The organism is Anaerococcus marasmi (assembly GCF_900290195.1).
GTDB lineage: Bacteria > Bacillota > Clostridia > Tissierellales > Peptoniphilaceae > Anaerococcus > Anaerococcus marasmi.
In genome coordinates, this window is sequence record NZ_OLMF01000004.1 from 1,079,855 (window position 1) to 1,104,175 (window position 24,321).

The window sequence follows — 24,321 nt, forward strand, 5'->3', positions numbered from 1 at the left end:
CGCTTAAGGAGCAGAGGGGGTGAATGACAAAGGGGTCAAGGGGAAAGGGTAGAGGGGGCCTCTGCCGCCCCCTTAGCCTGTCCCCTTGGGTTCGAAGGGTTCAACCCTGCTTAAGGACATATTCTAATATATAAATATCTTGATTCCAAAGATTTTTAGTCTCAGATATTTTAGAAAAAAATCTCCCTACCCACCTTTTTGTGCCAAAATAAAAGACCCTTTGGGGAAAGGGTCTTAAATCGTGAGTACCGCGGTTACTAAATTAATACTTTGTCTATAGAGTGCACTCTTCAGTGACTAAAGTATTATTAGTCTCTTTTTTTGCTTGCTGCGTAAGCAACTGAAGCTGCTGCTAAGATTCCAGCAACACCTGTTACTCCTGCAACACCTGTTTTAGCGTTAGAAGATGCTTTTTTAGCTGCTGGTGCTTTTTCGTTTTTGTCTTCTTTTTCGTCTTTTTTGTCAGCGTCTTTTTCGTCTTCTTTGTCAGCTGGTTTGTCTTTGTTATCTTCTTCTTTATCAGCTGGCTTATCTTTGTTGTCGTCTTTATCAGCTGGTTTGTCTTTGTTATCTTCTTCTTTGTCAGCTTCTTCTTCTTGTTTGTTTAAATCTTTAAGAAGATCTTTACCTTCTTTATCTACTTCTTCAACTTCTTTAGTTAAATCTTTGATTTCTTCTAGGCTAGCATCTTCAGCAGCGTAAGCTGTTGAGAAAAGAAGATCAGATACAGCTACTTTTTTGCCAAGAGCTTTACCAAGTTTGTTGATAGCTGCGTTAGCTTTTTCTAGGTAAGCGTCAATAGCTACTTTGTTCTTTTCATAAAGTTTTGGAGCTGTAACTTTGATAAGTTCTACTGCTTTTACAGTAACTCTTGCATCTTCGTAAGCTTTTTCAGCTTTTGCAAGAACATCTTCTTTAGATTCAGAGTCTTTATCAGATTCAGAGTCTTTATCAGCTGGGTCAACTGTGATGTATTTTAGATCTCCGTATTTTTCAGCTCTACCGATTTTTGCTCTTTCAGCACCTGCTGCTAGGAATTCAGCCTTAGCTACTCCGTAATCTCCTTCAGCAGCTGCTGTTTCTATAACAGCGTTTTGGTAGTTAGATTCAGCAACATCAAGTTCTTCTGCTGCTCTATCAACTGCGATTTGAAGTTTACGTCTTGTTTCTTCTCTTCCTTCTAGTTCTTTTTCAACTTCTTTGTATTTAGCTTGTTTTGCAAGTAAATCTTCGAGACTAGCTTGTTGAGCATTTTGGCTAGCTTCGTTTCCGGCACCTAGTGTAAAATTATCTCTAGTTACATCCATCCAACCTGTAGCTGATGAAGAACCACCATTACCTTTAAGTTGTTCGAAAATTCTGTTTCCTTCTTCATCAATAGAAGCAAATCTTCTTTGGATGTCTTCTTCTTCTTCATCGTGTTTATCAACTGCTGCTTTAGCTTCTTCGTGAGCTGCTTCTTTAGCATCTCTTACTTTTTTAGCTTCAGCTTCTTTAGCTTTTGCATCTTGTACAGCTTTGAATGCCTTAACGAATTTTGTTTCAGCATCTCTGTATTCTTGAGTGATTATAACTTCACCTTTTTTCTCGTTACCTGTTTTTGTTGATTCAGCAAATGCTGGTGTAACTGCACCAAGTCCTAGAGCTAGTGCAAGAGCACCTGCTGCTAATTTATTTGTTTTCATAATTGTAATTCTCCTTTGTTTTTAAAAAACTATTAATATAGTACTCACTTTACAATTATAATGATACACCACTTTCTAAATATTTGCAACACATTTTCTACAAAAAGTGCAAAATTTTTAAATTTCCTCCACAATTTATAGATATTAGTTACAAATTAGTATCAAATATATAATTGTTTATTACATTATAACACTTTTCGGACAGAATTAAAGCCCTTTTGAAGATTTTTTCTTTAAAATAATGAAAAATAATAAAAGGGATTGGATTTTGTAAGCTGTGGGCAAATAAAAACCAGGGTTTTAGCCCTGGCGAGAATGTAAATAAGTTCAAATTCACCCTTATTTCGACCGAAGCGGAAGAATCTCTTTTTGATTTATATTTTTATTTGACTTAAGATATTTAGAAATACAGAGATATCTCGACTCCGCTTCGCTACGCTCGATACAAGGGTAGTGTGGAGTCTCGACTTTACCTTTCCTTATCCCGACTCTATTCTACCCCTTATCCCGACCGAAGTGGAGGGATCTCTCAGAGATATCTCGACTCCGCTTCGCTCCGCTCGATATAAGGGGTGTTAATCTCGACCGTAGTGGAGAGATCTCTTTTTGATTTATATTTTTCTTTTGACTTAAGATATTTATAACCACCGTAGATGTCTCGACTCCGCATTCGCTCCGCTCGACATAAGGGAGGGAGTTTTACGTTTCGCTCCGCTCGACGGTAGTTTGCGGGCTCAGCCACGCTTCACCTCGCAAAGCCTCGATTAAGGTCTGCCATTAGCTCACTCTGTTCGCTGTGGCCAGAACCATTAGATATAAGGGGACTGTCTTTCTTGCTATTATATTAAGCACAGTTTTCCCTTACTTCGACCTTGTGGAGAAGTCTCAGGTGTTGGGATATTTGTCTAGATAAGTTTTTCTTTGATATTTACATGTCATCTTAGACTGTAGACCTCTCGTCGCTTCCCCGTGGAAGCTCTGTCGACGGTAGTTTGCGGACTCAGCTTCGCTTCACCTCGCAAAGCCTCGATTAAGGAATTTCATCAGTTCGCTGCGCTCACTGTGACAATTCCATTAGAGGTGGAAGAGTGCGGAATTCAACTTTCTCTATCCTTTATGGTAGAGATGTCTCGACTCCGCTTCGCTCCGCTCGACATAAGGGAGTGGTGGGAGTCTCGGCTACACTCGATATAAGATATAAAACGAAGTGGTAAACTCGCTTCGATCTATATAAGGATACGGTAATAGCAGCTTCGCTCCCTTAATTTTCCTCAAAAAACTTATACATTTTCTCAAAGACTATCATTCTGTGGTCTTCGTTTTTGAAGGAGTGGTCGGCTCCTTCAATTTGCTCGTAGTCTGCCTTTGGGTAGGCCTTTTGGAGTTTTACGTTGGCATCGTTAAAGACTAAGTCGTCTGCATCTCCCCTTAGGATTAGGACCTTGCCCTTGTATTTTTCGGCAGCCCCGTAGATATTTTTCTTTAGAAAGTCTATGAGGAAGTTCTTGTGAAGTTTGACTCCTCCTATATCTACGTCTTCTACACTTCTTATGATTTCGGCGTAGGTTTTGTGGCCGTCTATTTCTGATTTTTTATTTCTCATCTCGCCTTCGAACATGGTTTTGGCCATGACTTTGATGTAGTCAGGGTTATTCATATCGCTTGCTGGTGCAAGGAGGCACATGGCTTTTGGCTTAAGCTTGAAGGCTTTTAGTGTGGCTATGACTCCACCTAGGGAGTGGCCCACCCAGTAGAGTCTTTCATTGTCTACATAGGCTTTAATTTTGACGAATTCGTGGATGAGTTCTGCTTCTTTTTCTTCTCTCGATACGGTCATATCGTAGAAGTCTCCGTCGGACTCGCATGTTCCCGAAAAGTCAAATCTTGCTACAATATAGCCCCTATCTGTGAGGTATCTTGCGTTTTGTACCCTAAAGAAGCTCGATCCATTCCTGTCTCCTCCGAATCCGTGATAAATTATTACTGTTGGATATTTCTTATCTTCTGTGAAATCATCAGGAGTGTTGATCACTCCTCTTAGGATGATTCCATCTTCTTTTTTGATTTGTGAATAGATGTATTTCATTTATAGCTCGTTTAGTATTCTTGCCATTTCTACTCCTGAAGCTGAGGCTTGAGATAGGGAATGGGTTACTCCTGAGCCATCTCCTAGGCAGTAGAGTCTTTTCTTGTTTGTTTCAAATCTTTCGTCCACGTCTACTACAGAATTGTAGAATTTGACTTCTATTCCGTATAGGAGGGTGTCATCATTGGCCATTCCTGGGGCGATTTTGTCTAGTTGGTAGATCATCTCGATTATATCATCGAGTTGTCTTTTTGGCATAACTAGGGATAGGTCGCCTGCTGTCGCATTTAGGGTTGGCTTGGTGAAGGATTTAGCCATTCTTCTTTCTGATGAACGGCGGCCCTTGACTAGGTCACCAAATCTTTGCATGAGGACTCCTCCTCCAAGCATGTTTGAAAGCTTGGCAATAGATTCGCCGTATTCGTTGGAATCTTCGAATGGTTCGGTGAATCTATTGGTTACTAGGAGGGCAAAGTTGGTGTTTTCTGATTGAAGTTTAGGGTCTGTGAATGAGTGACCGTTTACTGTAAGAACTCCGTTGGTGTTTTCTGTTACTACATGGCCGTATGGGTTCATGCAGAAGGTCCTTACTATATCGTTGTATTGTTTGGTTTGATACATGATTTTGGCTTCGTAGACATCATCTGTGATGTGTTTGAAGACTTCTGCAGGAACTTCTACCCTGACACCTATGTCGACTCTGTTTCTCTTAAGTCCTACGTCAAACTTATCGCAGACATCAGCAATCCACTTAGAGCCTGATCTTCCTGCTGCAAGGACTAGGTCCTCTGCTTGGTAGACTTCGTCTCCTGTGTGGATGATGTATTTGTTATCTTCGTATTCTACCTTATCTACCATTGTGTTAAACTCAAAGTCTATGGTGTCTTTGACATAGTCGAATATTCTTTGGAGGATTATCTTATTTCTATCAGTTCCAAAGTGGCGAACCTTGGCTGATAGAAGGTGAAGGTCGTGACGTAGACATTTGGTCTTTAGGTCGTTTTTGTCTGTAGAGTAAAGCTCTAGGTCACTTCCCCCATCAAAGTCCATAAGGACTGAGTCTACGTATTCCATAAGTTCCATGGCTTTTTTCTCGCCTATGTACTGGTGGAGGTCTCCTCCAAAGCTTGTGGTGATGTTGTATTTCCCATCTGAGAGGGTTCCTGCTCCTCCGAATCCGTACATGATGTTACATGGCTTACATCCTATACAGTGATCAACTTTGCCTTCTGTTATAGGACAAGTCCTGTTGGCTACTTTCCTACCGCCATCTATTATCAAAACTTTCTTATTTGTTTTTAGTTTGGTTAGCTCATAAGCAAGGAAGGCACCGCTTGCTCCTGCGCCTACTACTACGATATCGTACTTTTTCATATACTCTCCTTTACATAATTAGCCTAATATATTATACAAGTTCTATGTCTTTAATGAAACTATTATTTATTTTTTAACAATCTTGTGATAGAATGTATATAATTTTATAAGGAGATATTATGAGAGAAGCATTTAAGAAAGCATTCCCATACACTATCCCTGTTATAGTAGGCTATGTCTTCCTTGGTCTTACCTTTGGAATCATGGTTAGTCAAGCAGGATTTTCTGCAATCCTCGCTCCTATTATATCACTTACGGTGTATGCTGGAAGTATGCAATTTGTATTGTTACCCTTGCTCAAAACCGACATTACCGTACTTGCTATCATCATCCTTACTCTTTCAGTAAATATCAGGATGATGTTTTATGGTTTGTCCTTACTAAAAGAATTTAAGAATTCGAAATCCAAGTTACTATTTATCCTGACCCTATCAGATGAGTCCTTCGCCCTGGATACTTCAATAAAGCCACCTGAGGGAGTAAATCGCGGGGACTTTTATCTAGCGATAGGCATCATCAACTACCTAGTCTGGGCTCTAGCTTCCTATGTGGGAGCCCTTTTGGGAAATATGATTAGCTTTAACACGGCGGGCTTAGACTTTGTCCTAACAGCGCTTTTCCTAGTGCTTTTGGTAGAACAGTTCAATGCTACCAGAAACCACAGGCCCTTGATGATAGGGCTAGCCATGTCAATTATAGCTCTATTAATATTCGGCAAGGATAAGTTTATGATACCTGCCCTATTATTAATAGTAATGAGTCTGTTTGCAGTAAGAGGAAAGGTGGAAGACTATAATGAATAGAATGATTATGATAATAGCAGCCTCTGCCATTACAACCTTTATGATAAGGTCTGTTCCCTTTGTCTTTTTTAGCAAAAGGAAACTACCTGATCTAGTAAAGTACTACGGTAGGTACCTCCCCTTTGCCCTAATGCCCTTGCTTGTGGTCTTTGGCTTAAGAAACATCGATATCACCCATTACCCATATGGACTTGCTGAAATTATTGCATCAGCTGTCGTGATTTTCTTACATTTTAGGTTCAAGAAGCTCTTCTTGTCTATATCTGTAGGAACCATTCTCTACATGTTTTTAATTCAAATAGTATTCGTCTAGTTTTACGGTAAAGTAGTAAGTAATAAATAGAAAAGAATAGTTAGGAGCTAATATGAACAAAGAAATATCAATATCAAACAACAAAGCCATCCTAAACTTCTCCAAGGCCTTCTTCAACAATACTAACGACCTTCTAAGAAGTGATGGTTTCTACGAAGTCCTAAGATCCTTTGTCAAATTCCACAAGGACAATCACACAAGAATCTATACTTATCTAGAGAAATTCTTTAGGGCAAGTGATATAGACCAGCTTTCAAATGAGCTTAGGGATATAACAAAGATACTTACAGTAATGAACATAGATGAGATTAGTGAGAAAATCAACAAGTACCACGATCTCAACAAGGAGCGTGATGCTCTAATAAGAATTGTCGAAGATATGTACGATTACTGGAGAAAAATCGAAAGATACTCCATCATAGAAAAAAACGCCGACAAGGAAGGGCTCGAAGTAGAAAACTTCTTAGGTTCAAACATCAGATTTAAGGACATGATCCTAGAAATCTACAGGAAAGTTGAAGTATCAATCACGGGAGAGAACCCAAAGGTCTTTAGACAAGTACCAGCAGGCGCCAACTCCTCTCTTATAGTAAGAAAGTCCAAAATTGACTACCCAGACTACCTAAAATGGCTCAACAAGATACCATTTATAACAAAAGTAATGATCGAGACTCCTTACATAACCTACACCAAATCCAACAAGCGTGATGGTTTCTTCAAAGAAGTCTTCGACAATCCAATCAAAAATATCGAAATAGACACAGAAGAATACCTCTGCTATCCAGCAAAGATTGCCGATAACCTAATATATGTCTACTTCCACCAAGACTACATCACCCACGGTATATCTGCCTCAAACTTATTCGAGTTATGTGATGAAGAAGAAGCCGTTAATACCAAGCCTGATGGAATATATGTCTTTGGGGTAAAAGACGTTAGGGATCTTGATATCTTCTATGAAGATAAGGAAAACGACCTATTCATAGGCTACTGTAACTTCTGTGACAAGAAGGACTACTTCGGCTATCTTAAGAAAATGTGCCTAACCCTAAACAACATCATATCCATGAAAAGAGGCTTCCTCCCAATCCACGGAGCAGGAGTTAATGTAGTCTTACAAAACAGCAAGAGTGCAAATATAGTAATCCTTGGAGATTCCGGAGCAGGCAAGAGCGAATCAATCGAAGCCTTTAGGTCCCTTGCCAAAGAATATATCCGTGACATGACGGTAATATTTGACGATATGGGGTCTTTCAGACTAAATGGCAAGGATGTTTACGCCTACGGAACAGAAATCGGTGCCTTCGTAAGGCTCGACGACCTAGATTCAGGCTATGCCTTTAAGCAAATAGATAGGTCCATCTTTATGAATCCAGACAAGGTAAACGCAAGGCTAATCATGCCAGTAGCAGACCATAAACAAATCATGGAAGGCTATCACGTAGACTTCTTCCTCTACGCCAACAACTATGACAAGCTAGAAGAAGGAGAAAAATCAATCAGCCTATTCGAAAATAAAGAAGAAGCAATCAAAGTCTTCAAAGAAGGTGCAAGAATGGCCAAGGGAACAACAACAGAAGAAGGACTAGTCAAATCCTACTTCGCAAACCCATTCGGCCCTTACCAAAAACAAGAAATGTGCGATGAACTCATTAAAGAATACTTCGATAAGCTTTACGAAAACAAAATAAAAGTAGGAACAATAAGAACCCAACTTGCCATAGACAATATGGAAAGCGAAGGCCCAAAAAAATCCGCCAGAGAACTTTTTGAAATAATAAAATCTCTATAGAAATAAGCTCCCCTAGCCAGTAAAAAATATGGTTGGGGGAGTTTTTTTGTGCTTGTAAATAAAATAAATATAGGGGGTTGTACCCATGGTATAGTCGCATGCCCACAAAACAGAAAATAAGTATCATCACTCTTTCCCCATCCTTATATCAAGACAAAGGAAGTGAAGTCGATTTTCATCTACTCCCTTATGTCGAGCGGAACGAAGTGAAGTCGAGACATCTCTAATAGATCCCTCCACTGCGGTCGACGGTAGCTTGCGGGCTCAGGTACAAAGACCTTCACCTCGCCAAGCCTCGATTAAGGTCTGCCATCAGCTCACTATGTTCGCTGTGGCCAGAACCATTAGGGATTAGGGGTGTGGGTCGATCGGGATAAGGGTTGAAAAAGTCGAGATTCCTACTTCCCCTTATGTCGAGCGGAGCGAAGCGTAGTCGAGACATCTCCAAGAGATCCCTCCACTGCGGTCGGGATAAGGGATGAAGATAAGTTGGGATAAGGTCTGGAAAAAGATCGAGATAAGGGATAGAAAAAGTCAGAATCCCACTATCCCCTTATGTCGAGCGGAGCGTAGCGGAGTCGAGACATCTCTAGTGAGATCCCTCCACTGCGGTCGGGATAAGGGTGGGAGGAAAGTCGGGATAAGGGTCTGGAATAGCTAGGGTAAGGGTAAAAGCAAAAAGGGCTCTTGCTTTCTAATAGTATCCCTTGTGGGCTTTATTAGTTTTGCAAGAGTCCTTCTCTTTATTAATAATTCTTTATATTAAATCAAGCCTAGACTTTTCCTAGATTGTAGTCTTTGCTTCTTCTTTTTCATTTAGTTTCTCCCTAGCGGAGCTCATCATTAGTTTTACTCTGTTGACTTGGTTGACTTCGCTTGCGCCTGGGTCGTAGTCTATGGCTACTATATTTGCTTCATCATATACTGATCTGATTTTTTTCATAACGCCCTTACCTGTGATGTGGTTTGGTAGGCAGCCGAATGGTTGGATGACTACTATATTTGGGGCGCCTTGTTTGATTAGCTCTACCATCTCACCTGCTAGAAGCCAGCCTTCTCCTGCTTGGTTACCCAGGCTTGTTACGTCCTTGGCATAGTCAGCTATTTGGTCTATATAGCAAGGCTCTTCGAAGTGTTTGCTCTCTCTTAGGGCCTCTCTTACGACTTTTCTGTATTTTTCTACAAGGCTTATACCCATTTTACCTAGCCAAGCGCTTTTCTTATCCTTGCCGTAAAGGTCTGCCTTGATTTCGGTATTTTTCATACAATACATTAGAAAGTCTGTTAGGTCTGGAAGGATTACCTCTGCCCCTTCTCTTTCTAGGATATCTTGGAGGTGGTTGTTAGCTTCTGGGAGGAATTTGACTAGGATTTCTCCTACGATTCCTGCCTTTGGCAATACTAGGTCGTTTCTTTCGATATTGTCAAAGTCCTCTACTATTTCCCCTACCAACTTCTTGTAGTCCTTGCCGGTCATCTTTGGAGCAATTTGCTTACATTTGATGATCCAAGCCTCTTTTAGGTTATTGGTCTCGCCCTTATTTACCTCATAAGGTCTTGTGGCGTTGGATGCTCTGTTGATTAAATCCCCCAAAAGGACTGATCTCATTAGTTTTTTGAGAAGTGGTATAGATGAGGCTTTCTTTAGGTCAAAGCCTGCGTTAGTTTCTATTCCTTGGGCTGAGAGGGCAATTACTGGAATATCATTTAGGCCTGCATCCTTTAGGCCCTTTCTGATGTAGCCTACATAGTTACTTGCCCTGCAGGCTCCTCCTGTTTGGGTCATGAGAAGGGCGATCTTATCAGTATCGTAGCGGCCTGATTTTACAGCTTCTAAGAGCTGGCCTACTACTGTGATTGATGGATAGCAGGAGTCGTTGTTTACGTATTTAAGTCCCGTATCTATTACATCGCTATTGATATCATCAAGGAATTCTATGTTTAGGTCATATTCATGGAAGACTGGTTCCATTATAGCGAAGTGCTCTCTTGCCATTTGTGGGGCAAGGATGGTGTAGCCTTCTTTTACCATCTTCTTGGTAAATTCTGGACTTTCGTAATCGAGCTTATCCATGTCTCCTTTAAGCTCGTTACCTTCGATTCTCTTTTGGTTTAGGGCTTCTAGGAGAGATCTGATTCTTATCTTAACCGCACCGAGGTTACTTACCTCATCTATCTTGATTAAGGTGTAGATCTTGCCGTTGGCCTTTAGGATATCAGCTACTTGATCGCTTGTTACTGCATCTAGACCACATCCGAAGGAGTTAAGTTGGATTAGCTCGAGATTGTCGGTTTGGCCTACGTATTGAGCAGCTCTGTAGAGTCTTGCGTGGTAGGACCATTGATCAAGAACTCTAAGATCATAGGAAAGGTCTGGTGAATTGTAGGCTATGGCATCTTCTGAAAGTACCGGAATCTTCATTGATTCTATTAGCTCAGCAATGCCGTGGTTTACTTCTGGATCTATATGATATGGCCTTCCTGCAAGGACTAGGGCATTTAGATTTTTCTCATTTACAAAATCTAGAATTTCCTTGCCGCGTTTCTTGATTGCATCGTGGTAGTTTTGCATCTCTTGCCAGGCAAGGCTTACCGCATTTCTGATTTCTTTCTTGCCTAAGGTTTTGCCTTCATAGCTATAGTCTTTGAATTCTTCGATAAGTCTATCAGCTATAATTTTCTCAGACTCAAATGATAGGTAAGGGGCCATGTATCTAATATTTTTTAAATCATCGACATTATTTCTAATAAGGTCTGGATAGCCGCTTACTACCGGACAGTTCATCTGATTTTTGGCGTTTTTGTATTGCTTGTATTCATAGAAAATCGCTGGATAGAAGATCGTATCTACGTCCTTTTCGAGGAGATTTTCTATGTGTCCGTGGACTAGCTTGGCTGGGTAGCAGGCTGTCTCTGAGGAAATAGAAGATATGCCCTTCTCGTAAATTTCCCTCGAAGACCTATCAGATAAAACTATATCAAAGCCTAGGCTAGTAAAGAAAGTATGCCAGAAAGGATAGTCTTCGTAGATGTTTAGGACTCTTGGAATTCCAATTTTTCCGAATGTATTTTTATCCTTCAAGGTCTTCCTATTAAATAACAAGTCATACTTAAACTTGTACATATTGTAGTCAGCGAAGCTGTGGCTTTCCTTAACTCCTGCTCCCCTTTCGCACCTGTTTCCAGTTATATATCTTGACCCATCTGGGAAGATATTAATAATTAGAGAACAATTGTTAGAGCATTTCCCGCATCTTGCATTCTTTTGCTCATAGGAGAAGGACTCAAGCTCATCGATATCAGCAAGGCTCGAATGACCTGTGGACTTATCCATTGAGATTAGGGCCATACCCATAGCTCCCATTAGACCGGCAATCTCAGGTCTTGTAGTCTCTCTGCCTGTGATTTTCTCGAAGGCTCTTAGGATTGCATCTCCGTAGAAGGTTCCTCCTTGAACAACGAGATTTTCGCCAAGGCTTCTAGGATCTCTGACCTTGATTACCTTTTGGATGGCGTTTTTGATTACAGAATAGCAAAGTCCTGCCGCAATATCCTCGACTTCTGAGCCTTCCTTTTGGGCTTGTTTGACCTTGGAGTTCATAAATACAGTACATCTTGAACCAAGATCTGCAGGCTCCTTGGATAGGATAGCTCTCTGTTGGAAATCCTCTACACTCATGCCGACAGATGCGGCAAAGGTTGAAAGGAAGGATCCACAACCTGATGAGCAAGCTTCGTTAAGCTGGATACTATCGATAATTCCGTCTTTGATATGCATTGCCTTCATATCTTGGCCACCAATATCTAGGATAAAGTCGACCTTAGGGTTAAAGAATTGAGCTGCCTTGTAGTGGGCGATGGTCTCAACTTCTCCATTATCTACACGAAGGGCCTTCTTGATGAAATCTTCCCCATAACCACAAATCCCGCTTGAAGCGATGTAGGCCTTAGGGTTCTTCTTGATATATCCTTCCTTGAGCATAGAAATTACAACTTCAAGTGGCTTACCCAAATTCATCCTATAATCTTCTAAGAGGATTTTCTTATCTTCGCTTAGCCAAACCATCTTGCTAGTAGTAGAGCCCGCATCGATTCCTACATATATTGGACCCTCGTAGTCGTGAATATCCTTGTAGGCAACCTGGCCTGTGGCGTGTCTTTTCTTAAATTCTTTGTATTCTTCTTCCGACTCAAACAAAGGCTCGAGTCTTTTTGTCATTTCAAGATTTTCTGGAACATCCCCATCGAGCCTTTCAGTTAAAGTCCTATAAGGAATAAATTCCTTAGAATCGGCTGATAAGAGTGCGGCTCCAAGAGCTACGTAGATTTCCGCATTGTCTGGGATGGTGAAGGTATTTTCATCTTCTCCAAGAGTTTCTACAAACCTATCCCTCAAAGATGAGAGGAAGTGGAGAGGACCTCCGAGGAAGGTGATGTTTCCCTCTATTGGTCTACCGCAAGCCAGGTTTGAAATAGTTTGGTTAACTACTGATTGAAATACTGAAATAGCTATATCTTCCCTACTAGCTCCCTCATTCATCAAGGCTTGGATATCGGTTTTAGCAAAAACTCCGCACCTAGAAGCAATCGGATAAACCTTCTTGTAGGATTTCGAAAGCTCATTAAGGCCAGTCGCATCAGTATCTAGGAGGGAGGCCATCTGATCTATAAAAGCTCCCGTTCCTCCAGCACAGATCGAATTCATCCTTTGCTCGACAGATCCCTTAAGATATGTAATCTTAGAATCCTCTCCACCTAGCTCGATTAGGACATCAGTATCTGGAATATATTCTCTGATAGCCCTTGTTTCTGCTATAACTTCTTGGACGAAATCAATACCCAAATAATCTTCCAAAAACATTCCACCAGAGCCTGTAACATTGACAGTTGCTTCATCATCCTTGAATTGGTCAAAGGCCTCTAAAAGAACCGTCCTTACAGTCTCCTTCACATCTGACTTATGTCTAACATATACAGAGTGTAAAATATTAAAATTTGTATCGGTAACTACAAGCTTGACTGTAGTAGAACCTACATCAAGTCCCATGTGTAATCTCATAAGATCCCTTTCTATTTATAAAATAAGATATACTTATATATCATATATTAACTAATTTTACTGTAAATAACACAATAAGGAATTAAACAATCTGCTCAATCCCCTATATCCTATTATACTACTAGAAATTAAAAAACTATAATAATTGGGGGAGATATTTTTTTCTTAAATATCTTTTACTAAAAATATTTAGTATTTAGATATCTGGATATTTGAATATTTCCTTATGCAGGGTTGGACCCTTCGAACCTCAGGGAGACAGCTAAGGGGGCGGCAGCGCTCTAAGTGCCGCTTGGGCAAATGCCCCCTCCACCTTTCCCCTTGACCCCTTTTTCAATGGGCCCGTCGGCCTTAAGAGACCACCCCCTCTGCTCCTTAGCGGAGTGCGAAACCAGTTGATTGGCTTACGCCAATCTTTTTTAGTAGGCGGAACCCTTCGTTTTAGTTTATTTTAAGGCTGGGGATTCCTAATCATCATTCGCTAAAAATTTATAACTCGCTACGCTCAAACAGATAAATTTTCTAAACGCTCACTCTGATTATACATGCTAATCGTCTATGAGTAATGGAAGCTGTAAGCTTTGCTTGGCAAAGCGTATCATATTTTTTTCGCACTAAAAAAGGCTTGCCTATGCAAGCCTACATCTTTCTTCAATAAGGCTTTCTATATGAAAGCCTACCCCAATACTTAAGAGGAATTCGCGGAGCGAACTTCTTCCTTTTATTGGCCCCTGCCGAGGCCGCCCGCGGGGTTGAGTGGAAAAGAGGGCCTGGGAGAAAACCGGATGGGGCATGCGGAAAGCCCCAAGAGGTTGTCTCCCAGAGGTTCGAAGGGACGCCTTCATAAGAAATGGATTTTAATTACCCAGATATACTATTTCTAAAAAGTTCAATATAAACTATATTAAATAATTTACGGGTTCCTTAGACTGTCTCCCTGAGGTTCGAAGGGTCCAACCCTGCTTAGAGAAATATTCTAATATCAAGATACACTAATATCTAAAATATTTAGTCTCAGATATTTAAATATAAATATCTCCAGCAAAAAACTGACCCCTAAGGGCCAGCTTCAAGTAATATTTTCTTTTGTAAGATTAGTTATTCTTTTTTCTTGTAGCTACGATTCCAGCAAGAGATACTGCTGCAAGAGATGCCACTGTAGACATACCTGCTACACCTGTTTTTGGGTTATCGTTCTTTTTAACAGGTTTTTCTTCAGGTTTAACTTCTGGTTTTTCTTCAGGCTTAACCTCTGGTTTTTCCTCCGGCTTAACTTCTGGTTTTTCTTCAGGTTTTACTTCTGGTTTTTCTTCAGGTTTTACTTCTGGAGTTTCGTCAGTGTCAGGTTTTACATTTGGATTTGGATCAGTGTCTGGCTTTACGTTTGTGTTTGGTGTTTTATCTTCCCAAACGTTTGTATTTGGTGTTGTGTCTTCTTTGACATTTGTATTTAGTGTTACATCTTCCCAAACATTTGTATTTGGTGTAGTATCTTCTACTACGTTTGCTGCATATGCATTGCTACCGCCCATTACAAGGCCAGCCGCTAAGGCTAATGCCAAAATATTTTGTTTTTTCATTTAGATATCCTTTCTTATTTTAAAATTAATGAATATATTACTTCTAGGGATATTATAAACTATTTAGCGTGAAAAAGCAAATTTTTGTGGTAATTATGTACTTACTTATAGATTGAAATGTAGGGCTTTATAGGCCTTGTTATTTATATTTAATTTCCTAAAAATATTTAGTCTCAGATATATAAATATCTCCACCAAAAAACTAGCCCCTAAGGGCCAGTTTATAGGAATTTTATTTTATTTTCTTCAAAAGCTCTACCAAGAACTTATAGTTATTAGCAACTGATTCTATATTACATTTTTCTGCTGGTGAGTGGGCTCCTTGGATTTCTGGGCCGAAGGAGATCATTTCTACTTGTGGAATTTCTTTTTTGAATAGACCGCACTCTAGTCCACCGTGGGTTGTTCCTACTATTAGATCATCTCCGTGGATTGCTTTCCATGTTTCGTTGGCTAAATCTATTAGTGGTGTTTCTTCTCTTTGCCAGCCTGAGTATTGGTTGGTTATTTCGTAAGATCCACCGAATCTTTCTACTATTGCCATGGCGATTTCTGCCCTATTTAGCTTAGCAGAGTCTACTTCAGATCTGATCATTGAGTGAAACATTATGGTGTCTTCTCTGTTTTCTAGAAGACCAAGGTTTGATGATGTTACGATGTTGTCTTTATATTTTTTGTAAAGTCCATCTGGTAGGGCAAAGATTGCATCTAGGATGTCCTTACTTACTTTTTGGCTTAGGACTTTGCCATCATATTCTCTCTTTTCTACAGTGATTTTTCCTTTTGGATCTGAGTCCTTGTATTCGTTTAGGACATCTTTAATTCTTTTTTCAATCTCTTCTATAGCCTTATCCCTATCCTTAACTGCTACTAGGCCGTAGGCTGTAGTTGGGATGGCATTTCTCTTAACTCCACCCTTGATGTCTGCGATTTGTACGCCTTCTATTTTGTGAAGAAGTCTGGCTAGGGTTTTAATAGCGTTAGCTCTAAATTTATCAATTTCCATACCAGAGTGGCCGCCTTCAAAGCCAGAAAGCTCAATTGCTATGAAATCTCCGCTTATATCTTCATAATCTTTCTTAAATTCTATCTCAAGGTCAAGTCCTCCAGCACAACCTATGGTAAGGACCCCTTCTTCTTCTGAATCGATATTTATTAGATAGTCTGCCTTAAGTTGGGATAGGTCTAGGGCGTTGGCTCCAACCATGGATGTTTCTTCGCCTGTTGTGATGATGGCTTCGATTGGTCCATGCTCTAGCTTGTCATCATCAAGGATTCCCATAATAAAGGCAACTCCGATTCCGTCATCTGCCCCAAGAGTTGTCCCATTTGCTGTAAGCCAGCCATCTTCTACTAGAAGCTCGATTGGGTCATTGGCAAAGTCGTGGTCTGAGTCGTCTTCTTTTACACAAACCATGTCCATATGGCCTTGGAGGGCAACGGTTGGTCTATCTTCGTAGCCTTTAGAAGCTTCTTTTCTGATGATTACATTAAGAGCTTCATCTTTAACTACTTCAAGCTTTCTCTCTTTGGCAAAGTTTACAAGAAAGTCTGATACTGCCTTTTCATTTCCTGATTCTCTTGGTATTCTGCTTAGCTCATAAAAGTTAGCAAATACTTCTTTTGGTTCTATATTTTTAATTTCCATAATTCCTCCTATGTTTGTCTTTATTATACTCATTAATCATTTCATTTTTAGCCCAAATTTCCTCTTGGACCTTGGCAAAGTAGTCCCTTAGGTTTCTAGAATTTCTAAATTTCTTCCCATTCATAAACTTAGTGTTGGCATTCATGCCAAGACCTATGATAGATTCTTTCTCTTCATTGATTATAATATTATATCTTTGGGAAGTCCCACCTCTCTCATAGCCTACGTTTTCGAGATTGGATACTATGTTCTTTTGCCTATAGAGATAGTAGGGCTTGTAGGAGTTTTTGTCTACGAAATTTCCTATCATTTGGCTTATCTTAAGGCTCTCTCCCCTTTCGGCCTTGACTTTTCCTTCAAAATACTTACTTCCCACCTTCATAGCTAGGGCATGGAAGGTTATATTGTCTGGCTTTAATGTCTCGAGGAGTTCGAAGTTTCTCCTAAAAAGCTCGCTACTTTCTCCAATAAGGCCTATAATAAAGTCCATATTTACTATAAAACCAAGGTCTTTTGCCTTTTGGTAGATTTCTAGGAAGTGGTCATAGTCGTAAGTCCTCTCTGCTCTTTCGACAATTTCTTTGTTAAAGGACTGGGGATTTAAAGAGATACGGCCTACTCCTCCTTCTCTTAGGATTTCTAGCTTTCTTGTATTTAGGGTATCTTCCCTTCCTGCCTCGAAGGTAAATTCCTTGTAGGAAAATTTCTTATTTATTGCAGAAAGAAGCCTTTCTAAGTCATCTTCGTCTATAAAGGAAGGAGTTCCACCGCCGATATATATGGCGTCGAGCCTTTGAGGAAGCTTGATATTTTCTATCTCATAGATTAGGGATGATATATATTCTCCCTTCTCCTTCCTATCTCCCACAATGGTAGGGTAGGAGCAGTACTTGCACCTAGTAGGACAGAAGGGAATGTTGATGTAAATGGAGAAGTCTTGTGGATCAAAAGACATGGACTCTTGTAAGTTCCTGATATCTTCAAGGATCTTAAGCTTCTTATCACTTAGAAAATACTTTTCCTTAAGATCTATTGGACTCATCTTCTCTAAGAGCTTGGATGGCTTAGACCCTGTAAGATAACCCCAAGGAGACTTATAGCCTGTCTCTTTTACAAAAAGCTCGTAGAGAGTTCTTTTAAGATCAGCCTCCTTGTAGGCTATCTTCCCTTCGCCAAATATAATTTCCTCATCATATACTTTTAGACTAGCATCTTCATCAAAAACCAAGTCATCATGGTCATAGAAGATATTTAATATGTCATAAACTTGTTTTCTTTTCTTACTATTTGCGACGTAAAATTTCATAGGGATACTATACTAGAATTTCCTTAAATAAAAAAAGCGGCGAACCGCTTCTTACTTAATCTTCTTAAGAAAATCGAAGGCCCAAGCCCTATCTATCACTTCAGCCTTTTCTTCAAAGTATGGACTATATTGGTCGTAGATTTTCTCATAGATTTCTCTTAGGAAAGGAAGCTTCATAGAATCTCCTCCCCTAGTTAGGATATCAAAGGACTCATCTAGACCGTAGCGGAAGCTTGCTGCTTGGTCGTGACTTAGGCTTAGGTCATCGCTTTCTAAGAGGATATATTTCATAAGCTCAATTGCCCTTAGGGAAAGTCCCGCTTCCATTAGGATAATCTTTTCTCTTAAATCATTTATATCTGTAGTAAGGATTACTTCAAACTTCTCTGCCTCGTTTTTCCTTACTACATCAAGGAGCTTGAAAGAAGACCTTAGGGCAATCCTGTTTTTAACATCGACGAAATTCGGATCGTTGATAATCATAAACTTAAGAGAGTCATCCGTGTAGACAAATCTGTAGTTTAGGACAAACTCATGCCCACACTCAGGGCATGTCGCTTGAGCAAAAGTCCCATCTAGGATTTTCTCCCTCTCGATTGAATCTTCAAAAACTGCTGTATTAAATTCACCATCAAAACCATGACCACATTCTGGACAAGTCATGTGAAATTCTTTTAATCTTTCCTTCATAATAACCCCTTCATTTTTCTTTCTAAGTTAATAAATACCCAAAAGAGCCTGTTTTATTCAAATTTTACTGATTTTAGCAAAGGCATGGCAAGGATAAAGGCTATAATTACAGAAATTAGGGCGTTAAATAGAGAAACTCCCGCCTTTGGTATAAGCTCTGCCATGACAGCTTCATTAGTAAAGCCCATGACAAATTTGTTTGTAATATAAGTCTTTAGTAGATATAAAAAAACATAGGTAAGCTGACCAAAGATTGCTGCAAATGCTAGTCTTTTCTTATCGACAAGCTCTCTTCTCTTCCTATAAATTGCTCCTGCAACAAAGGCTAGGGCAAACTTTGTGACGAAAGTTATAGGTGCTGAAGTAAAATATACTGGGTCAAATAAGTCAAACAAGGCAGATCCAAGTCCTGCTGCAAGCCCACCGAAGCCTGGACCCATAAGGATTCCTGCCAAAAGACAAAATACATTTCCTAAATGAAATCTAGTCTGACCGAAAGGTGTCACGACTGGGATTTGGAAAAATCTGGAAAATATGTAGACTAAAGCAGTAAAAAGCGCAACATAAACCAACTTTTTGGTTGTTAGATTTTTATTCATAAAACCTCCTCGAAATTTATTTCATTTATAGTATAACACAAATTGTAAAGTAAAAATATAAGAGGTGATAAAATGAGTAAAAATTTAGGACCAATACATTACATGATGTATGACAAAATTAAATTTCAAGATAAAATAACAGATTATCTAATGGAAGGAAAGACAGAAGAAATCGATAAGGACTTTCCAAAAGTAAAGACAGATCCTTTAGAAGACTTAGTCGACCAAGAAAATATCCACGGCTGGCTATCTTCTAGGATCGATATGGTTGAAAACAGACTAGCCAAGGCTATAAACTTATCAAAAAATCCAGAAGAAAAATTCTACGAACTAGGAAAAATCGAAGGAAGTAAGGAAAAACTTGATAACTTCGAAGAAGTCTTCGATAAACTAAACCTAAGACTTCTAGACGGCATGCCATGCGACAGAGCCCTAAGAGCAGGAATGGATCAAGACGGTAACCTACTTCTAATAACAGACACTAATCTACATCAACAATACGAAGAAGAGGCAATAAACCCAGAAGATTCCCTAACAGACAGCTGCGAGGGTGGCCACGACCACGATAGCCACGAATCATTTGAAATAGGAAAAATAAGTGGAGTAGAAAATAATAAGAAAAAATCCAAATACCACCAAATGAGATATGAATTTATAAAAGGATTTCTAGAAAATAGCCCATTTAAAGCTGAGCTTTTGGATGGGGTGAATATTAAAATTGGGAAGGAGATATTTTAAAATATCTGAGACTAAATATTTTAGATATTGAATATATTTATGTATTAAAATATGGTTTCGAGCAGGGTTGGACCCTTCGAAACCTTGAAAGATACGAAGGTATTCTTGAAAATATTTTAGATTAAATTTTTTGGGAAAAATATATCTATGTATTAAGATTTTTCATGAAGCAGGGTTGGACCCTTCGAACCCAAGGGGACAGGCTAAGGGGGCGGCAGAGGCCCCCTCTACCCTTTCCCCTTGACCCCTTTGTCATTCACCCCCTCTGCTCCTTAAGCGGAGTGCGAAAAAGGTCGATTTGCTCCGCAAATCTTTGTTGGTAGGGGGATTCCTTCGTCTTACTTATCCTTGGATTTAACAATGTCTAATCTCCGTCTCTCTAAAAATCGATAACTCGCTATCGCTCAAACAAATCGATTTTCTTAACGAGAGACTTGATTAGACATTTCTACTCGTTCACAGTGTAGAGAAAGGGGTTAGCTTTGCTTACGCAAAGCGTATCATATTATATTTTAAAAATCACATATTTATATAATTCTGGTGTAGCGAAGCTACTAAGAATTTTCTGGTTTATTTAGATAAGAATACATATTATGCTTTAGCATATCTTCCAAATAACCTTTACCGAGAAGCATGTATAATCAGAGTGAGCGTTAAGAAAATTTATCTGTTTGAGCGAAGCGAGTTATAAATTTTTAGCGAATGATGATTAGGAATTCCCAGCTTAAAAAAAACTAAAACGAAGAAGTTCTGCCTACAAAAAAGATTGGCGTTAGCCAATCAACTGATTTCGCACTCCGCTAAGGAGCAGAGGGGGTGAGGGAAAAGGGGGCTTGGGGGAAAGCTGGAGGGGGCCTCTGCCGCCCCCTTAGCGTTCCCCCAAGGGTTCGAAGGGTCCAACCCTGCTCGAAGATATATTCTAATACATAGATACATTAAATATTAAATAATTTTTAGCCAAAGATATTTCAATAAAAAATATCTACCTCTCCCACCTGTCTATCCCATTTTTCTTAAGAAACTTTCTTTTCCTATAAGAAATTTCCGCTCCGTTTATTATTATCGATATTACTACTCCTATCAATGTATCTAGGGTTCTGTTGAAGGCGAAAAGGACTGGGAGGTCTGTTGTTTGGTTTACGTTATCTAAGGTAATTGATAAAAATACTATGGCCATTATGGTTAGGGCATTGTAGCGTTTTAGATGGGCCATGATCCATATTATTAGGCCTACTATTAGGCTCATTAGGAAGAAGTCTAGGATATAAGGCTCCTTAAAATCTGGGATCACTATTAGATAGATTAGCCCTATAATACCTCCAAGGATTGTTCCTATTACCCTGTTTAATCCTATATCTTTAGTATCTACTAGGTTGGTCTGCATAGAGATTATTGCTGCTATGGAAGAATTTATTGGAAGGCCTTCTCCTGGTCTTAGTTCTGATATTACCATGGAAAGAAATACAGCGAGGACTGTTTTTATTATCCTAAGTCCTGGCCTTTTTATTGTTGATATTTTAGCCATGGCTTTCTCCTTTTCTATATTTAAAATCTAACCAATTTACAAATAGGGCTGTAAATATTCCTATTATGGTGTCAATTATCCTATTTAAGGCAAAGACGACAGGTCCAGCCGCATCATGAGCGTGGTTGATAGTAACTGATAAGAATACAATTGCAGCAATGGTTATGGCAAGATTTCTCTCAAAACTCGCAAGTACCCAGATAAGAATAGTTACGGCTATTGAAAGAAGAAGGATGTTTACTGGCTGAGGGATCTTATCTTCTTGTATGTATAGAAGGTAGACTAGTCCTGTTAGTCCACCGATTATAGTTCCAACTGCCCTATTTATTCCCTTTACGAAGGTCGAAGCTACGTCTTGTTGCATGCAAATTATCGCTGCAATCCCACTATAAAAGGGAAGGCCGCTTGCCCTTAGGCTAGAAAGAATCATTGATAGAAATAGGGCAAGGCCAGTTTTTATGATCCTTGCTCCCGGTTTTTTTATTTGCATAATTTGCCTTCGATATATTCTAAGAAGCTTTCTTCATTTACTCTGTTGGCTAGATAGACCTTTCTTCTAGAATTAACCCTGATCATCTCTCCAACATTTTCCTCATCATCTACCTTAATACCTGTTTCTTCAAAGATAAAGGCTTCTGGCTTTTCTACTAGATAAAGTAGGAGTGGGCCGTATAGGAATCTTTTATCCTTATCAGCCCTAAGTCTTTCTATAATCTCTTTGTTTTTATTATCTCTATCAAGAGCTTCTAGGAAGGAACCTGTCACTTCTATCCCATCTGCTAGGTTTTTGGCTAGGATAAAAATATCGATAGATGAGTTTAGGATTTTGTTTATGGCCTGAGGATCTTCCTTGAAATTAAAGTCAGGTCCGTAAAGATTGCCCCCGCTGATGAAGATATGGGATATATAATCTTCTAGGTCCTCGTATTTGTCTAGGGCCCTTGCTATATTAGTTAGGGGACCTGTAGCGATAATATCAATCTTGCCACAATCTTGGGCTATGTCATAGATATGATCTTCTATATCTATCTCTTCCAGATAATCCTTGTGATTTTTGTAGTGAAAGATATCTCCTGCCTTAGTAGCCATTTGATCTTCCTTGAGATTTTTTTCGTAGCCTTTTGCTATAGGAAGGAAGAGTTCGTGACTTTCATTAAGGCCTAGAATATTATCTGCTCCAGCTTCTGCTGTCATTTGGCTTCTGATTGATGAAAGGCCTACTAGCTCGAAGTTAAAGGACCTAAAGGCCATATCGAGCATAAGGGCCTCATCGTTTGAGAAATTTGTATCTATATATAAAAACGCTTTTTCTTTTTCCATAATACCTCACTTTGACCTTACTATACTAAATTTTCTCTTGCTTTTCAAAGTAGCTTAGAGGAAGCTTTTATTAAAATTTCAACAATTGGGTAAGAAATATATGAGGTGATAATATGAAAATTATTTTTAACAAAGAAGAAAAAGAAGCTCAAGCCATAGATGATGGAAAAAAGGTTGGTTTTTGCCAATTTGAAGAAAGTGATGGCCTATACAAGATTACCCACACAGTTGTAGATAAAAAATACGGCGGCCAGGGCCTTGCTGGTAAGCTCTTAGATGAAGTAGTTGCTGCTGCTAGGGAAAATAATAAGAAGATACTTCCTATCTGCTCCTACGCAGTAAAGAAATTCGACGAAGATGAAAAATACAAAGATGTCGATGCAAGATAGTCCTCACAAGAAAAAGAGTGTTCATGGATTTCTCCCGTGAACACTCTTTTTTCATTGGTATTTTTTCTTGATATGCTTATCACGAATTCTTTCTAACTTATGGATTTCCTTTCTCTCTCTTCTGATCAAGAATATAGAAAATATTAAAGTCACAAGTTCTATTATAGTCGCCACATGCCAGATTATCTCCCTAGAAAAGATTAGAGGCAAGGCGTAGACTAAAACAGACATTAGGGCGTAGCCTCTTACGATAGTTATATAGAAGTCATATCGAGGTTTCTTTACTGAGGTCATATAGCCTGCATTTATGATATTAAAGCCCATGATAAGGTATGATAGGGCAAAGATCCTCAAGGCTTTTACAGCAAAGGGAAGGAAAGCTTCTTCATAATCTGCTATAAAGACATTTACAAAAAACTCTGGCTCAAGCTCGATAACCGCAAAGATCATAATACTTAATAGAGCAACCGTCCTTAGCATGTACTTTCTTATCCTTAATACATCCTCATAGCTTTCCTTACCGAAATAGAAAGAAAGAAGGGGCTGACTTGATTGGTTAACTGCAATCATTGTATTTACAACAAATATCATTATATAAGAGATTACAGAAAAGGCTGCAAGTCCCTCTGTTCCGTAATAGTTTGAGATTACATTGTTAAACAAAAGAATCACAAAACCAGAAGAAAGCTCATTAAGGCTTGCTGGGAAGCCATAGGATATGATTTCTTTAATCTTATAAAACTTAAGCTTAAATCTTCTAAACTTAAGCTTGGCTCTAGGAGAAAGGAAATAAGCCACATAGCCTATGGTCGGTAGGACTTGGGCGATCCCTGTAGCAATAGCCGCTCCCCTCACTCCCATATAGAAGTGAAAAATAAATACATAGTCTAGGATAATATTTGTAAGGGCTGATACTATCATCAAAATCGTAGAAATTATTGGCTTACCATCAGCCTTGACCATAATCTCGAAGACGTAGGCCATGACATAAAATGGAGTGAAAAATATTATAACAGACAAGTAATCTTTTACGATATGACTTATCTCAGGACTTGCTCCCAAAAGCTTGATCAAAGGATCCATAAAGATATAAGTTAAGACCGATATGCTTATAGCAACTATTAGGGATAGGACAAGACCAATCGAGAAAAACTCGTCTGCCTTCTCCTTGTCATCCTTGCCTAATTGGTAGGTGATTAGATTCAGACTTCCTATGGATATCAAAATCGAAAGTGAAAAGGTCAAGGTTATAAAAGGCATGGCGACATTTACCGCAGAAATTCCTTTAGCCCCCACTCCCTGACCTACGAAGATCCCATCTACCATAGTATAGGTAGAAAATAAAATCATAGTCAATATAGTCGGTATCAAATATTTAAGATAAGATTTTAATAAATTGTTTTTCATTTTATCT

General features: G+C 39.2%; 18 protein-coding genes. 5 read left to right on the forward strand and 13 right to left on the reverse strand.

What is annotated here, in order from left to right; genetic code table 11:
- Positions 1-308 precede the first annotated feature (308 nt).
- The 3 genes from C7D97_RS05655 to C7D97_RS05665 form a co-directional block, all read right to left on the reverse strand.
- Positions 309-1,685, reverse strand: a complete 1,377-nt coding sequence (locus tag C7D97_RS05655; protein ID WP_105301123.1) for a hypothetical protein — start codon at positions 1,683-1,685, stop codon at positions 309-311.
- 1,261 nt (positions 1,686-2,946) lie between these two features.
- Positions 2,947-3,771 (reverse strand): alpha/beta hydrolase family protein, encoded by an 825-nt coding sequence (locus C7D97_RS05660; protein ID WP_105301124.1) that lies wholly within the window; start codon positions 3,769-3,771, stop codon positions 2,947-2,949.
- Positions 3,772-5,145, reverse strand: coding sequence for an NAD(P)/FAD-dependent oxidoreductase (locus tag C7D97_RS05665; protein WP_105301125.1), 1,374 nt, complete (start codon positions 5,143-5,145; stop codon positions 3,772-3,774). It lies immediately after the preceding gene.
- Between the two features lie 119 nt (positions 5,146-5,264).
- On the opposite strand from C7D97_RS05665, the gene C7D97_RS05670 reads away from it, so the two are divergent.
- Genes C7D97_RS05670 through C7D97_RS05680 form a run of 3 tightly spaced genes read left to right on the forward strand, consistent with a single transcriptional unit; the run spans position 5,265 to position 8,053 of the window.
- Positions 5,265-5,948, forward strand: coding sequence for an AzlC family ABC transporter permease (locus C7D97_RS05670; protein WP_105301126.1), 684 nt, complete (start codon positions 5,265-5,267; stop codon positions 5,946-5,948).
- Positions 5,941-6,261 carry a branched-chain amino acid transporter permease gene (locus C7D97_RS05675; protein ID WP_105301127.1) on the forward strand — a complete coding sequence of 107 codons (321 nt, stop codon included), beginning with the start codon at positions 5,941-5,943 and terminating at the stop codon, positions 6,259-6,261. The genes C7D97_RS05670 and C7D97_RS05675 overlap by 8 nt, the downstream gene beginning before the upstream one ends.
- A 52-nt stretch (positions 6,262-6,313) precedes the next feature.
- On the forward strand, positions 6,314-8,053 hold the full coding sequence (locus C7D97_RS05680; protein ID WP_105301128.1) for a phosphoenolpyruvate carboxykinase: 1,740 nt from the start codon (positions 6,314-6,316) through the stop codon (positions 8,051-8,053).
- A 784-nt stretch (positions 8,054-8,837) separates the two neighbouring features.
- On the opposite strand, the gene C7D97_RS05685 is transcribed toward C7D97_RS05680, so the two are convergent.
- From C7D97_RS05685 to C7D97_RS05710, 6 genes are all read right to left on the reverse strand, one after another.
- The gene (locus C7D97_RS05685) at positions 8,838-13,112 is read right to left on the reverse strand and encodes a 2-hydroxyacyl-CoA dehydratase (protein ID WP_105301129.1); all 4,275 of its coding nucleotides are present in this window, start codon (positions 13,110-13,112) and stop codon (positions 8,838-8,840) included.
- 1,094 nt (positions 13,113-14,206) lie between these two features.
- A complete protein-coding gene (locus C7D97_RS05690) occupies positions 14,207-14,692 on the reverse strand; it encodes an NPXTG-anchored protein (protein WP_105301130.1) in 486 nt (161 codons plus the stop codon).
- Positions 14,693-14,924: 232 nt separating this feature from the next.
- A complete protein-coding gene (pepD, locus tag C7D97_RS05695; RefSeq protein WP_105301131.1) occupies positions 14,925-16,340 on the reverse strand; it encodes a beta-Ala-His dipeptidase in 1,416 nt (471 codons plus the stop codon).
- The gene (locus C7D97_RS05700) at positions 16,330-17,646 is read right to left on the reverse strand and encodes a coproporphyrinogen III oxidase (RefSeq protein ID WP_105301132.1); all 1,317 of its coding nucleotides are present in this window, start codon (positions 17,644-17,646) and stop codon (positions 16,330-16,332) included. Before C7D97_RS05700 ends, pepD begins: the two co-directional genes overlap by 11 nt.
- A gap of 51 nt (positions 17,647-17,697) precedes the next feature.
- Positions 17,698-18,336, reverse strand: a complete 639-nt coding sequence (locus C7D97_RS05705) for a CpXC domain-containing protein (protein WP_105301133.1) — start codon at positions 18,334-18,336, stop codon at positions 17,698-17,700.
- Positions 18,337-18,389: 53 nt separating this feature from the next.
- Positions 18,390-18,935 (reverse strand): ECF transporter S component, encoded by a 546-nt coding sequence (locus C7D97_RS05710; protein WP_105301134.1) that lies wholly within the window; start codon positions 18,933-18,935, stop codon positions 18,390-18,392.
- A gap of 72 nt (positions 18,936-19,007) precedes the next feature.
- On the opposite strand from C7D97_RS05710, the gene C7D97_RS05715 reads away from it, so the two are divergent.
- Positions 19,008-19,673, forward strand: a complete 666-nt coding sequence (locus C7D97_RS05715) for a hypothetical protein (RefSeq protein WP_105301135.1) — start codon at positions 19,008-19,010, stop codon at positions 19,671-19,673.
- A 982-nt stretch (positions 19,674-20,655) separates the two neighbouring features.
- Here C7D97_RS05715 and C7D97_RS05720 read toward each other — a convergent pair.
- Genes C7D97_RS05720 through C7D97_RS05730 form a run of 3 tightly spaced genes read right to left on the reverse strand, consistent with a single transcriptional unit; the run spans position 20,656 to position 22,518 of the window.
- A complete protein-coding gene (locus tag C7D97_RS05720; RefSeq protein ID WP_105301136.1) occupies positions 20,656-21,198 on the reverse strand; it encodes an FUSC family protein in 543 nt (180 codons plus the stop codon).
- Entirely contained in the window at positions 21,191-21,688 is a 498-nt protein-coding gene (locus C7D97_RS05725) for an FUSC family protein (protein ID WP_105301137.1), read from the reverse strand. Before C7D97_RS05725 ends, C7D97_RS05720 begins: the two co-directional genes overlap by 8 nt.
- Complete coding sequence (locus tag C7D97_RS05730; protein ID WP_105301138.1) at positions 21,679-22,518, reverse strand: nucleoside hydrolase; 840 nt, start codon at positions 22,516-22,518, stop codon at positions 21,679-21,681. The genes C7D97_RS05725 and C7D97_RS05730 overlap by 10 nt, the downstream gene beginning before the upstream one ends.
- Positions 22,519-22,631: 113 nt before the next feature.
- Here C7D97_RS05730 and C7D97_RS05735 point away from each other — a divergent pair, with 113 nt between their 5' ends.
- A complete protein-coding gene (locus tag C7D97_RS05735; protein WP_105301139.1) occupies positions 22,632-22,907 on the forward strand; it encodes a GNAT family N-acetyltransferase in 276 nt (91 codons plus the stop codon).
- A 51-nt stretch (positions 22,908-22,958) separates the two neighbouring features.
- Here the strand turns inward: C7D97_RS05735 and C7D97_RS05740 are convergent, their stop codons facing one another.
- The gene (locus C7D97_RS05740) at positions 22,959-24,314 is read right to left on the reverse strand and encodes an MATE family efflux transporter (protein ID WP_105301140.1); all 1,356 of its coding nucleotides are present in this window, start codon (positions 24,312-24,314) and stop codon (positions 22,959-22,961) included.
- Between the last annotated feature and the right edge of the window lie 7 nt (positions 24,315-24,321).

What these genes read in the sequence shown, in the direction of transcription:
- C7D97_RS05735 (WP_105301139.1), top strand. Translation starts at nt 22,632, where the DNA reads ATGAAAATTATTTTTAACAAAGAAGAAAAAGAAGCTCAAGCCATAGAT.
- C7D97_RS05700 (WP_105301132.1), bottom strand. Translation starts at nt 17,646, where the DNA reads ATGAAATTTTACGTCGCAAATAGTAAGAAAAGAAAACAAGTTTATGAC.
- C7D97_RS05670 (WP_105301126.1), top strand. Translation starts at nt 5,265, where the DNA reads ATGAGAGAAGCATTTAAGAAAGCATTCCCATACACTATCCCTGTTATA.
- C7D97_RS05655 (WP_105301123.1), bottom strand. Translation starts at nt 1,685, where the DNA reads ATGAAAACAAATAAATTAGCAGCAGGTGCTCTTGCACTAGCTCTAGGA.
- C7D97_RS05725 (WP_105301137.1), bottom strand. Translation starts at nt 21,688, where the DNA reads ATGCAAATAAAAAAACCGGGAGCAAGGATCATAAAAACTGGCCTTGCC.
- C7D97_RS05730 (WP_105301138.1), bottom strand. Translation starts at nt 22,518, where the DNA reads ATGGAAAAAGAAAAAGCGTTTTTATATATAGATACAAATTTCTCAAAC.
- C7D97_RS05710 (WP_105301134.1), bottom strand. Translation starts at nt 18,935, where the DNA reads ATGAATAAAAATCTAACAACCAAAAAGTTGGTTTATGTTGCGCTTTTT.
- C7D97_RS05675 (WP_105301127.1), top strand. Translation starts at nt 5,941, where the DNA reads ATGAATAGAATGATTATGATAATAGCAGCCTCTGCCATTACAACCTTT.
- C7D97_RS05715 (WP_105301135.1), top strand. Translation starts at nt 19,008, where the DNA reads ATGAGTAAAAATTTAGGACCAATACATTACATGATGTATGACAAAATT.
- C7D97_RS05705 (WP_105301133.1), bottom strand. Translation starts at nt 18,336, where the DNA reads ATGAAGGAAAGATTAAAAGAATTTCACATGACTTGTCCAGAATGTGGT.
- C7D97_RS05740 (WP_105301140.1), bottom strand. Translation starts at nt 24,314, where the DNA reads ATGAAAAACAATTTATTAAAATCTTATCTTAAATATTTGATACCGACT.
- pepD (WP_105301131.1), bottom strand. Translation starts at nt 16,340, where the DNA reads ATGGAAATTAAAAATATAGAACCAAAAGAAGTATTTGCTAACTTTTAT.
- C7D97_RS05680 (WP_105301128.1), top strand. Translation starts at nt 6,314, where the DNA reads ATGAACAAAGAAATATCAATATCAAACAACAAAGCCATCCTAAACTTC.
- C7D97_RS05690 (WP_105301130.1), bottom strand. Translation starts at nt 14,692, where the DNA reads ATGAAAAAACAAAATATTTTGGCATTAGCCTTAGCGGCTGGCCTTGTA.
- C7D97_RS05685 (WP_105301129.1), bottom strand. Translation starts at nt 13,112, where the DNA reads ATGAGATTACACATGGGACTTGATGTAGGTTCTACTACAGTCAAGCTT.
- C7D97_RS05660 (WP_105301124.1), bottom strand. Translation starts at nt 3,771, where the DNA reads ATGAAATACATCTATTCACAAATCAAAAAAGAAGATGGAATCATCCTA.
- C7D97_RS05665 (WP_105301125.1), bottom strand. Translation starts at nt 5,145, where the DNA reads ATGAAAAAGTACGATATCGTAGTAGTAGGCGCAGGAGCAAGCGGTGCC.
- C7D97_RS05720 (WP_105301136.1), bottom strand. Translation starts at nt 21,198, where the DNA reads ATGGCTAAAATATCAACAATAAAAAGGCCAGGACTTAGGATAATAAAA.